Here is a 12,800-nt window from a genome sequence, read left to right on the forward strand (position 1 = left end):
GAGCCAGAATATTTTTCGCTTTTTACTCATAAATATCTTCAAGAATCATTTTTTTGATTCATTTCACAGAAATTAGCCTCTATAATACGCTCCTGTCATAAGTTGAATGGTTTCAGCCAATTGATTTACCGAATTCAGAAAAAATTACCGATGCTTAATCGATTCAAGTCCACATATCTACACATGCCTGACTTCACGCAAAAAAAACCATTTGACACTTTCTGCCATCCGTTTTCCGTTATGTTGCGCAACTTACAAAGCCAGATGATGCTGGCATAAATGTCAATGGTTGGTGATTCATTCTTTTAATCCATTAAAACCAGTAGATAGATTGTCATGAAAAAAACCAAAATTGTTTGTACTATCGGGCCAAAAACAGAATCCGAAACAAAACTGACCGAATTGCTTAATGCAGGCATGAATGTCATGCGCCTAAATTTTTCTCACGGTGACTACGAAGAACATGGCCAACGTATTAAAAACCTTCGTGCAGTCACTGCGAAAACAGGCAAAAAAGCAGCTATCCTACTGGATACCAAAGGCCCTGAAATTCGTACCATAAAGCTGGAAGGTGGTAATGATGTCTCTCTCACTGCGGGTCAGACTTTCACTTTTACAACTGATAAATCGGTTGTTGGTAATCAAGAATGTGTCGCCGTCACTTATGCTGGTCTGCCAGCAGACCTGAAACCGGGTAATACCATTTTGGTTGATGATGGTTTGATCGCCATGACAGTAAAAAACATCACCGAGACTGAAGTCATCTGTGAGGTATTGAACAACGGTGATTTAGGCGAAAACAAAGGCGTCAATCTGCCAAATGTCGCCATCAACTTGCCTGCACTGGCAGAAAAAGATAAACAGGATCTTATTTTCGGTTGCGAGCAAGGTGTTGATTTCGTCGCAGCATCTTTCATCCGTAAGCGTTCTGATGTACTGGAAATCCGTGATCACCTGAAAGCTCACGGTGGAGAGCACATCCAAATCATCTCCAAAATTGAAAATCAGGAAGGCCTGAATAATTTTGATGAAATTATGGAAGCTTCAGACGGTATCATGGTTGCCCGTGGTGATTTGGGTGTTGAGATCCCAGTAGAAGAAGTTATCTTCGCTCAGAAGATGATGATCGAAAAATGTAATGCAGCACGCAAAGTTGTCATCACTGCAACCCAAATGCTGGATTCCATGATCAAAAATCCACGCCCTACCCGCGCTGAAGCAGGTGACGTTGCCAATGCTATCTTGGATGGCACTGATGCCGTGATGCTTTCCGGTGAAAGTGCAAAAGGGAAATACCCTATCGAAGCGGTTTCTATCATGGCAACCATCTGTGAACGTACAGATCGCATCATGAACAGCAGAATTGAAAATATCAAAACCCAGAAGCTGCGCGTTACTGAAGCAATCTGCCGTGGTGCAGTTGAAATTGCAGAAAAACTGGAAGCCCCCCTGATTGTCGTTGCAACCTATGGTGGAAAATCTGCAAGATCTATCCGTAAATATTTCCCTAACGCGCCTATTCTCGCTCTGACTACCAATGAAATCACTGCCCGACAATTGCTGTTGGTCAAAGGTGTTTCCACACAAATTGTCAAAGAAATCGCCTCTACCGATGATTTCTATCGGATTGGTAAAGAAGCAGCACTGGCAAGTGGTATCGCCAATAAAGGTGATGCCGTTGTAATGATATCTGGTGCGTTAGTACCAAGTGGTACAACAAATACTTCTTCAGTCCACGTTCTATAAATTTGCACCACGCCCAATCCTGAATAAGCTGCCCAGACATTGGGCAGTCTTGTTAGCGATGTTAATAACTATAAAAAGATCCAAGTTTGGTTTATATCCAAATGGATCTTTTTATATTTCTATGCCATATCGTTATCATTATAAACTTTATAAAAGTTATACAATTACAGTGAGCAAATTTATCTACAGGTTCCAGTACAAAAACATTTACTGTTTTTATTTATTTGTATTTAGAGTAAATATTCACTATATGGCGAATCCAAGATAACTAAATAGACTATGTTGACAGTTACCGACCTTCTCTATTTATTAGTCTAAAACATCGAAAATGGAATGCATATCACGTAATTATTGATGATTGTTCTGATGAAATCACTGAATAAACCACTAATTTATTGCAGTTATCTAAAAATTATTGGCTTACTTTACGATTAAAGAACAGTAGAATTTTTTTCAGTAGCAAAATTTTATTCTCTTTCTAAAAAAGTTTGTGTAATACTTAGGTAGCTACTTGGAGATTAATTTAATCTAGAGGGTATTGTAATGAATCGTACTAAAGTTATATTTGGTGCAGTAATTTTGGCTTCCACTCTGTTAGCAGGTTGTTCAAACGCGACTAAAGTTGAACAACTTGCCACTCAGGTTAACACTCTGGGTTCTAAAGTTGACCAATTGAGAAATGACCTCAGCGCTGTTCACTCTGATGTTCAGTCAGCCAAAGAGGAAGCAGCTCGTGCGAATAAGCGCCTTGATAATCAAGTGCGTTCCTACAAGAAGTAATCTTGCAGCAGATAACAAAAATGGCGTACCAAGTAAGGTACGCCATTTTTATATTCGCCCATCCATTTGTTCTTCTCAGAAATCAATTACCAATCCCCCTATCTCAAGTCAGGATAAGGGTTCAGTCTGATAAATGGGACTAGGCTGATTTAATGGCGGTAATTTAACTGGGCTAACACTGTGAATGGCTTCTTCGTGAGTCTCAATCGGCCTTGAAACTTCTTGCTCTTCCTGATTAGATAAAGCAATACCTTTATTTACCCGCACAGGTATTCCTGAACGTCGAATGATCGCCTGATCAACAAGAACAGCGTCTGTTTCACGATTATCAATAAATTTTATCAACCCTTTTGTGCGCTGAATCGGCCTAGTCTGAGGGTCATCGGCCTGTTTATCTGAAAGTGGCTGATGAATTTCCACGTAACGTTTCCCCGTTGGCTCCACTGTATATTTGATTGGTTCATTAATTACCTGAACACGGGTTCCTCGTGGAACGCTATAAAACAAATTTTCAATATCATCGGGACGCAAACGAATACAGCCCGAACTGACACGCATGCCAATACCAAAATTTGCATTCGTACCATGAATCAAATATTCTCCACGGCCAGCAGCCAAACGCAAGGCAAAATCCCCCATCGGATTATCCGCTCCGGCAGGTACTACCGTTGGCAAAATAATCCCTCGGCTCGCATAATCTTTCCGAATATTGGTAGTTGGTGTCCATGTTGGATTTTTAATCAATTGGCTGACAGACGTTGTCATCGTCGGTGTATCACGTTCAAGCTGACCGATCCCAATGGGATAGACGACAACATAGTTTTTCCCTTTGGGGAAATAATAGAGCCTAAATTCTGCCAGATTAATGATAATACCTTGACGAAGAGTATCGGGAAGCAGCATCTGTGATGGAATAATCAGCTTAGCGCCTAGTTTCGGCAGATAAGGATCAACGCCAGGATTAGCCTCCAGCATGGCCAGCAAACCTATTTGGTATTTGGCGGCAATGGCTTCCAGCGAAAGCCCATCATCAGATACAATATAGATGGCGTTCTCACCAATCAGGCGACTGTTATTTGGTGGCAATGGATACTCCATCGCATTGGCTATATTGACTACACTACTTAACAATAACATACCGATCAAAGAGATACCGATAAAAGTCAAAAATCGCTTCATATACGCTTCCTGAAATGATGTTTGAAAGACAATGGTTAATTAATAGCCCACTTTAAGAAACTCATCTATCTCTTTTACGGAAATCAAAGAGTAATCCGAACAAAATAAAAACAAAAATACATATTCTTCCATGCACACTATACGCGCTAGTGTCACTCAATATACAGTCCTGTAACCCATCATTAGTGAAGGAAGTTCAAATCACATTCACCAAAATACCAAACTGTTCCTGTCAATAAAGTACTGACAGGAACTGAACTCAATGAACGGGTGTCATAAGATAAGAATCTACGACAAGACTGCGGTTGTCAGGCGAGATGTGCAGCATAACTGTTGCCGTTCATTATAGATGTCAATCTGCCAGACTTGGTGAGAGCGCCCAAGATGAACAGGTTTACAAACACCTTTAACAGCACCTTTACTCACCGCTTTGATATGGTTGGCATTGATCTCTACTCCCACAACTTTCTGCTCACCCTCTAAACAGAGATACCCTGCAAGAGAACCGAGCGATTCAGCCAGCACCACAGATGCCCCACCATGTAAGAGACCAAACGGCTGTTTAGTGCGCTGATCGACAGGCATTGTTCCTTCAATAAAATCTTCACCAATCTGGGTAATTTCTATTCCTATATGTCCTAGCATGCACTCGCGATTAAATTGATTAAGCGCGTTCACATCTGTAGTACGTTTCCAAATCACGGTATTATCTCCAATAAGGCTTGTAATGGATGTTTAACTGTTTGTCCTTCCATGCGTTTCACCTGACTACGGCATGAATAGCCAGTGCTGAGACAACGTTCCAGACCAAGATTGCCCAGCGCCGGAGCCCATGAAAGTTTATAGATACCGATCGAGTTATCAATATTCTTTTTTTCATGACCATATGTACCGGCCATACCACAGCATCCCACGCTGACATTATTCAATTGACAGCCAAAATGACGGAAAATATCCGTCCATTGCTTACCGCTGTTGGGTAACGCTGTCACTTCTGTACAATGCCCCAGTAAATACCAGTCATAGCTGGATGTTGAATCGTCACGTTTCTCTTGTGCTGGTGTCTCTGGCAGAATATCCATGAGCCATTCATGTACCAATTGGACGCTAAAGTTACCCCGTCGCTCACCAAGAATATCTTTGTATTCATCTCGGTAACACAGCACCAGCGCAGGATCAATTCCCACCATAGGAATATTCAGGCAAGCTATTCGATTAAGAAAACTGGCTGTCTTCTCAGCAGTCTTGGCAAATTTAGTCAAGAATCCTTTAACATGTTGTGCTTTTCCATTAGGTGAGAACGGTAATAGCACAGGTTGATATCCTAGTTTTTCGGTCAATCGCACAAAATCAGCGACAACTTTTGCATCGTGGTAACTCGTGAAAGGATCTTGGACGATAAGCACATGCTGCTTACGTTGAGATTGTGACAGTGTTTCGAGCTGTTCCAGTGTCGTTCTTGCGGCATAGTGGCCTGAAAGCTGCTGTTGCAGTGTTGGATAGGAAAGTAGCGGCAGATCAACCATACCAATGGTGTGCTGGCTGATTTTCTGTACCCACGGTTGTTTCAAAAAAAAGTTAAATACTTGAGGCACCTTTGCCATCAACGGAGTACTGCTTTCAACATTGGCAACAATATGATCACGCAGCGGACGCAGATAACGGCTGTGATAAAGCGACAGAAAACTCGAACGAAATGAAGGTACATCAATCTTAATTGGGCACTGTGTCGAACAGGCTTTACAGGCCAGACAGCCTGACATAGCCTCTTTCACTTCATGCGAGAAATCATATTCACCCCGCCAGGCCTGCCAGCTATAGCGCGTCTTGTCAATTAACCCCCGCAGGCTAGGATGCGCTTGATCAAGCCCCTGCTCCAACAACTTAGGGTTCACCCCCTGTTCAGTCAGAAGCCGCAACCATTCTCTGACAAGCGTCGCCCTGCCTTTGGGTGAGTGAATGCGATGTTGACTTACCTTCATTGAAGGACACATTGGGCTTTTGACATCGAAATTGAAGCATAGTCCATTGCCATTACATTCCATGGCTCCACGAAATGCCGTTCTGACATTAACAGGAATAGTACGGTCATAAGTTCCGCGCTTGGCCGCATCTACCTTCATCATTGGGGCGTCAGTGTCAATCGGTGAGCAGATCTTTCCCGGATTAAGACGATTCAGCGGATCAAATGCCGCTTTTATCCGACGCAATTCGTCATACAAAATATCGCCAAAAAAGTCTGGACTGTATTCCGCCCGAAAACCTTTGCCATGTTCTCCCCATAGCAGGCCGCCATATTTGGCTGTCAGACGAACAATTTCATCGGAAATCTGCTTCATCAAGATTTCCTGTTGTGGATCACACATATCCAACGCAGGCCGAACATGTAAGACACCCGCATCGACATGCCCAAACATACCATAGTTAAGCTGATGGCTATCGAGGAGCTGACGGAATTCAGTGATAAAATCGGCAAGATGCTGAGGAGGTACACAGGTATCTTCGACAAACGGGATCGGTTTGGCGTTCCCTTTGCTATTACCGAGTAACCCAACAGACTTTTTCCTCATGGCATAAATACGCTCAATATCCACTAAATGATGGCAAATTTGATAACCAATGATGCCGGTCTGGTTTTCCTCCATCAATTCATCAAGGCGCTGACAAAGATCATAAACCTGCTGGTCAATTTGCTGTTCATCATTGCCACTGAATTCGACAATATTCAGCCCCTGCATATCTTTATCAGCTACATCCGTAATCAATTCCTTTACTGAGTGCCAAATAATATCTTCACGTGCCAAATTGAGCACTGTGGAATCCACAGTCTCAACCGAAAGCGCTTTGGCTTCCACCATGAAAGGAGCATTGCGCAGGGCTGAATCAAAGGAATCATATTTGGCATTCACCAACCGCCTGACTTTTGGCAGTGGCGTAATATCCAGTGTTGCTTCCGTAATAAAAGCCAATGTTCCTTCAGAACCAGTCAAAATTCGGGTCAAGTCAAATGTTTGCATATCATCACTGTAAACATGACGCAAATCATATCCGGTCAGAAAACGATTGAGCTTCGGGAATTTTTCGACGATTAACTTCCGTTGCTCACGGCAACGTTCAAGCACCGTTTTATAGATCTGTCCAATGACAGATTCTTCTTGAGCAATCGATTCCGCGAATAACGTACTCATAGGACGGGTATCAAACATTTCCCCACCCAATAAAACGGCGCGGACACCAAGTACATGATCAGAAGTTTTGCCATAAACCAGTGATCCCTGACCAGAAGCATCAGTATTAATCATACCGCCTAACGTAGCACGGTTACTGGTTGATAATTCGGGAGAGAAAAAATAACCGAAAGGTTTTAGATATTGATTGAGTTGATCTTTTATGACACCGGCTTCGACTTTAACCCACCCTTGTTCTGGGTTGATCTCAAGAATACGGTTCATATAACGGGACATATCCACCACAATACCATTATTAAGTGATTGTCCGTTGGTACCCGTTCCTCCCCCGCGAGGAGTAAATGTCAGGGAATAAAAACGTTCTTCTCCAGCAACTCTCGCCAGCAGAGCAACATCAGCACTAGAGCGCGGAAAGATAACTGCTTGTGGCAATAATTGATAAATACTGTTATCCGTCGCCATAGTCAATCTATCGGCATAACTGCTGACAGTATCGCCTGTAAAACCAACTTCCTTCAGTGCAGTCAAATATTCCTGTGCCAGTTCACTGACATGGGGGGCTTGTGGTATACGTGGGATCATTGGCTTGTGCCCCTTCTCTAATTAGTGTCCACATTGCTTCATTTATATACTATCTTGGATCAGGTGACTCAGACAGCTTTCTGAGTAGGCAAGCTTTCAACGATATCACAATCTTTATCAATTTTGAGCAATCTGTGAAATAACGTTATATTTACTTACTATCGTTACTGCCAACAGTACTTTCAATTGCAAAAGAGAAATAATTTCATGGAAAAATCGCAATCACGCCAGGATTTACCCAAGCTGCTATTTGTGCTGTTCTTTATTCTACTGCTCATTGCGACCTGCTTTTGGGTTTTAAGTCCATTTGTCCTGGGGTTCATTTGGTCCGGAATGGTCGTTATTGCAACTTGGCCATTATTAGAAAAATTACAACAACATCTATGGGGAAAACGCTGGATTGCCGTTTCTATTATGACATTGCTGCTAGTTTTATTATTTGTTATCCCAATTGCATTATTGGTTAGTAGTTTGCTGGAAAACAGCACTCCATTGATTGAATGGGCAAAATCCCCCTCGACGTTTCAATTACCTCAACTAGAATGGCTCAGCCGGATCCCGGTCATAGGTGAAGATTTATATGTTAAATGGCAGGACACGGTTGCTGATGGAAGCAACATTCTTCTCACCAAAATTCCACCCTATATTGGTAAAACGGCAACATGGTTTTTTACCCAAGCAGCCAACGCTGGCCGTTTCTTGTTCCATCTTGTACTCATGGTGCTGTTCAGTGTTCTGCTTTATTGGAAAGGTGAACAGGTCATGTTAAGTATCCGTCATTTTGCCATCCGGCTGGCAGACCAACGTGGTGATGCAGTCGTACTGCTGGCTGCCCAGTCTATTCGTGCGGTTGCTCTTGGTGTGGTTGTCACGGCACTGGTACAAGCAATCGCCGGTGGAATTGGATTAGCAATTGCAGGCATTCCCTATGCAATGATACTGACTGTATTAATGTTTATATGCTGTGTTGCCCAGCTGGGGCCTCTATTGGTGCTCGTTCCGTCTATCGCGTGGCTTTATTGGACAGGTGAAACAACTTGGGGAACTGTTCTAGTTATCTGGAGCCTGGTCTTGACCACAATGGATGGCGTTCTTCGCCCTTTCCTTATTCGACTTGGGGCAGATTTGCCCATGGTTTTAATACTCACAGGTGTAATCGGTGGCATACTTTCACTGGGTTTGATTGGGCTATTTATTGGCCCCGTTGTATTGGCTGTCTCTTATCGCTTACTGCTGGCATGGATGAATGAAGTTCCTAAACCTGAAAATAAGACAGAAGACACTGAAAAATACTTCCAAAAAGATCATATAGAATAATTAAACAGCTGCGCGAAAATATTATTTTTTCGCGCAATTATCATATTGATGAATACAAACCCACAGTTCTATCATAAATATAAATTCATACCAAAATGTTAATAAAAAAACCATGTAATTTGTTGCAAAAAAGTTATATCCCTCGTTTTTCTTTTCCGGCTCCTATTTATTAAGAGGATTCTTAATGAATAAACTCATTTATTAAATTAGTATTCTTTTCATCGAAACAAACGTTTCCTAAGAATTACTGTTCCAGCCTATACACGCCAAAAGCTGGAGCGAGTGACGTAATAAATATTGCTGTGTGTAGTCTTTGCCTGTCAGCCCATGATAGGCTTTTTTTTTTGGAGTTTTTACTGTGATTCCTCAATTATATTATTCATCCATGTCAAAAAAAGATTGTGCTACACAAAACAAAAAAGCCTGTAAATATTCCAACAGGCTTTTTAATTCAGGCTTAAATTATTTTCTATTAATTGTTTTCAGCCAACGAAATCCAGGTTTTTACCACGGTATCTGGATTCAACGATAAACTGTCAATGCCTTCTTTCACTAACCACTCAGCAAAATCCTCGTGATCCGAAGGACCTTGTCCACAGATACCGACATACTTACCTTGACGCTTAGCCGCTTGAATTGCCATAGAAAGTAATTGTTTTACGGCATCATTACGCTCATCAAATAACTCAGACACCACACCAGAATCACGATCCAATCCCAGTGCTAGCTGAGTCATATCATTTGAGCCAATTGAAAAACCGTCAAAATGTTCGAGAAATTGTTCTGCCAATAATGCATTCGATGGAATCTCACACATCATGATGACTTTCAACCCATTTTCACCACGTTTCAAGCCCTGCGCAGCCAATTCTGCCACAACAGCTTCTGCTTGTGCTACCGTGCGTACAAACGGGACCATCACTTCAACATTAGTTAACCCCATAACATTCCGCACCCGCTTGATGGCTTCACACTCCAGTGCAAAACATGCGCGGAAACTGTCAGAAACATAGCGACCAGCCCCGCGGAAACCTAACATAGGGTTTTCTTCATTCGGTTCGTATCGTTCCCCACCCACTAAATTTGCATATTCATTGGATTTGAAATCAGACAAACGAACAATCACACGCTTCGGCCAAAATGCGGCTGCCAGTGTCGCAACGCCTTCCGTTAACCGTCCAATATAAAATTCAACCGGATCGTCATAGCCGACCATCAACGCGTTAATTTGCTCTTGCAATTCGGGTGTCTGTTGGGAAAATTCGAGCAAAGCACGGGGATGAACACCAATCATTCGGTTAATGATGAATTCCAGACGAGCCAGACCAACACCTTCATTTGGCAAGCAGGCAAAATCAAATGCACGATCAGGATTACCCACGTTCATCATGATTTTAACATCCAGTTTTGGCAATTCATCAACTTGGGAGCTTTGGATGCTAAAATCCAATTTATTTTGGTAAACGAAACCGGTATCCCCTTCAGCACAGGAAATCGTTACTTCTTGTCCTTCCTTCAAGCGTTCAGTAGCATCACCACAACCTACCACAGCAGGAATACCCAGTTCACGGGCAATAATAGCTGCGTGGCAGGTACGCCCTCCACGATTGGTGACAATCGCAGCCGCTTTTTTCATTATCGGTTCCCAATCTGGATCAGTCATATCAGTAACCAACACATCACCAGCCTGAATACGATCCATCTCACTAAGGTTATGAATGACCTTAACCGTACCAGCACCGATACGATGTCCGATAGCACGACCTTCTACCAATACCGAACCCTGTGTGTTGAGTTGATAGCGCTCCATCACCTGTTGATTTGATCGAACGGTTTCAGGGCGAGCTTGTACAATATATAACTTGCCATTATTTCCATCTTTCGCCCATTCAATGTCCATTGGACGGCCATAATGTTTTTCAATCAACAGCGCTTGTCTGGCCAGCGCTTCTACTTCGTCATCCGTCAAAGAGAAACGATTGCGTAGCACATCTGACAGATCTTCTGTACGTACCTGCTTTCCATGCTCTTTACTGTCCGCATAAACCATGCGTATTCTCTTTGATCCCAAATTACGACGCACTATCGCAGGGCGATTGTTTTGCAGTGTGGGTTTATGGACATAAAATTCATCAGGATTCACTGCTCCCTGCACGACCATCTCACCGAGGCCATAAGCAGACGTAATGAACACAACTTGATCAAAACCAGATTCAGTATCAATCGTAAACATCACACCAGACGATGCTAAATCAGAGCGTACCATGCGTTGTACTCCCGCAGAGAGCGCGACACCGCGATGGTCATATCCCTGATGGACACGATAAGAAATGGCCCGATCGTTAAAAAGTGACGCAAAGACATGCTTGATGGCAACCATAACGGCATCAATGCCCTGCACATTCAAGAAAGTTTCCTGTTGTCCTGCAAAAGAGGCATCTGGCATGTCTTCTGCTGTGGCGGAAGATCGCACAGCAAAAGAGGCACCGGGCTCACCTTCAGACAATTGCAGGTAGGCATCTTGGATATCGTTTTCCAGCTGTGCCGTAAATGGCGTATCAATCACCCACCGACGAATCTGTGCGCCAGCCTTGGCCAATTGATTAACATCATCAACATTGGTTTCATCCAGCAACTGATAAATACGCTGGTTGACGCCGCTTTGTTCCAGAAAATCATTAAATGCCTGTGCGGTCGTAGCAAAACCATTGGGGACAGACACACCAAGTTCAGCCAGATTGGTGATCATCTCACCAAGAGAGGCGTTTTTACCACCGACTCGATTAACATCATTCATGCCTAATTGGTTATACCAGAGCACATTGCATGGGGTGAGGCCATTGTTGGACATTGAAACTATCCTTTTTACATTCGGAAGTACAAATCGGAAAATTAAGGCTGTTCTTTACAGCGTAAAATAGCCTAGCACATTGTTTTGTCATATATGGAAAGGTGAATCGATCAACCCAGCAATATTATTTTTTTGCGGGTATAATCGGGAATGTTATCTATAGTTCTAGTTTGTGATAAAAACGATTCAGCCAACAACTTCACAAATTCGATAATACACCGTCAACCTAACAATAAAAGAAAGATACAATGACAGAAAACCATACCTCCAAAACACAGGAAAATGAAACTCTGGAACGCAGTGTGTTTTTTATTTCCGATGGTACGGCAATTACAGCTGAAGTACTTGGACATGCCGTATTGTCCCAATTTCCGATTACAGTCACTTCTTATACTCTGCCTTTTGTAAACAGTAAAATGAGAGCAGAAGAAATCAAAACTCAGATAAACGCGATATATCAAGAAACACAGCTTAAGCCACTGGTTTTTTATTCCATTATTTCGGATGAAGTCAAAAGTATCATCACAAGCAGTGACGGTTTCTGTCAGGATATTGTCCAGACACTGGTGGCTCCACTGCAACAGGAAATCGGGCTGGAACCCAAGCCAGAATTACACCGTACCCACGGTTTATCCAAAAAGAATCTGGGGCAATATGATGCTCGTATTGCAGCCATTGATTATGCTCTCGCTCACGATGATGGCGTTTCATTACGTAATCTTGAACAGGCTCAAGTGATTATTCTGGGCGTATCCCGCTGCGGTAAAACCCCTACCAGCCTCTATCTTGCCATGCAATTCGGTATTCAGGCAGCAAATTATCCTTTCACCGCAGACGATATGGACAATCTACAATTACCTGCTGCCTTAAAACCCTTTCAACATAAATTATTCGGCCTGACCATCAGCCCAGAAAGACTTGCTGCTATTCGAGAAGAAAGACGTGAAAATAGTCGTTATGCCTCATTGCGACAATGCCGATTAGAACTTGCTGAAGTTGAAGCATTGTTTCGTAAGAATAAAATTAACTATTTAAATACCACCAATTATTCTGTCGAAGAAATTTCAACCAAAATTATTGACAGTATGGGATTGAAACGCCGCATGTTCTGATCCCGAAACCTCCAGCATTTTCTACGGTACTTTTTTCACAATATC

General features: G+C 42.6%; 8 protein-coding genes. 4 read left to right on the plus strand and 4 right to left on the minus strand.

Translation table 11 applies throughout. The features are described 5' to 3' along the window. The first annotated feature begins 336 nt into the window (after positions 1 to 336). Positions 337 to 1,746: a pyruvate kinase PykF gene (gene pykF, locus XBJ1_RS10585; protein ID WP_012988931.1), complete on the plus strand. Its 1,410-nt coding sequence runs from the start codon at positions 337 to 339 to the stop codon at positions 1,744 to 1,746. Between the two features lie 543 nt (positions 1,747 to 2,289). Next, a complete protein-coding gene (locus XBJ1_RS10590; protein WP_012988932.1) occupies positions 2,290 to 2,526 on the plus strand; it encodes a major outer membrane lipoprotein in 237 nt (78 codons plus the stop codon). Between the two features lie 108 nt (positions 2,527 to 2,634). On the opposite strand, the gene XBJ1_RS10595 is transcribed toward XBJ1_RS10590, so the two are convergent. From XBJ1_RS10595 to ydiJ, 3 genes are all read right to left on the minus strand, one after another. Further along, positions 2,635 to 3,705: a L,D-transpeptidase family protein gene (locus XBJ1_RS10595; protein ID WP_012988934.1), complete on the minus strand. Its 1,071-nt coding sequence runs from the start codon at positions 3,703 to 3,705 to the stop codon at positions 2,635 to 2,637. Between the two features lie 288 nt (positions 3,706 to 3,993). After that, positions 3,994 to 4,407, minus strand: coding sequence for a hotdog fold thioesterase (locus XBJ1_RS10600; protein WP_012988935.1), 414 nt, complete (start codon positions 4,405 to 4,407; stop codon positions 3,994 to 3,996). Continuing rightward, the gene (ydiJ, locus tag XBJ1_RS10605; protein ID WP_012988936.1) at positions 4,404 to 7,475 is read right to left on the minus strand and encodes a D-2-hydroxyglutarate dehydrogenase YdiJ; all 3,072 of its coding nucleotides are present in this window, start codon (positions 7,473 to 7,475) and stop codon (positions 4,404 to 4,406) included. The genes XBJ1_RS10600 and ydiJ overlap by 4 nt, the downstream gene beginning before the upstream one ends. Positions 7,476 to 7,682: 207 nt before the next feature. Between ydiJ and ydiK the strand changes: the two genes are divergently transcribed. Continuing rightward, positions 7,683 to 8,792, plus strand: a complete 1,110-nt coding sequence (gene ydiK, locus XBJ1_RS10610) for an AI-2E family transporter YdiK (RefSeq protein ID WP_012988937.1) — start codon at positions 7,683 to 7,685, stop codon at positions 8,790 to 8,792. Between the two features lie 472 nt (positions 8,793 to 9,264). Here ydiK and ppsA read toward each other — a convergent pair whose 3' ends face one another. Further along, positions 9,265 to 11,643, minus strand: coding sequence for a phosphoenolpyruvate synthase (gene ppsA, locus XBJ1_RS10615; protein ID WP_012988938.1), 2,379 nt, complete (start codon positions 11,641 to 11,643; stop codon positions 9,265 to 9,267). 248 nt (positions 11,644 to 11,891) lie between these two features. Here ppsA and ppsR point away from each other — a divergent pair, with 248 nt between their 5' ends. Next, positions 11,892 to 12,755 (plus strand): posphoenolpyruvate synthetase regulatory kinase/phosphorylase PpsR, encoded by an 864-nt coding sequence (gene ppsR / locus XBJ1_RS10620; RefSeq protein WP_012988939.1) that lies wholly within the window; start codon positions 11,892 to 11,894, stop codon positions 12,753 to 12,755. Positions 12,756 to 12,800 lie beyond the last annotated feature (45 nt).

The organism is Xenorhabdus bovienii SS-2004, assembly GCF_000027225.1.
Taxonomy (GTDB): domain Bacteria; phylum Pseudomonadota; class Gammaproteobacteria; order Enterobacterales; family Enterobacteriaceae; genus Xenorhabdus; species Xenorhabdus bovienii_C.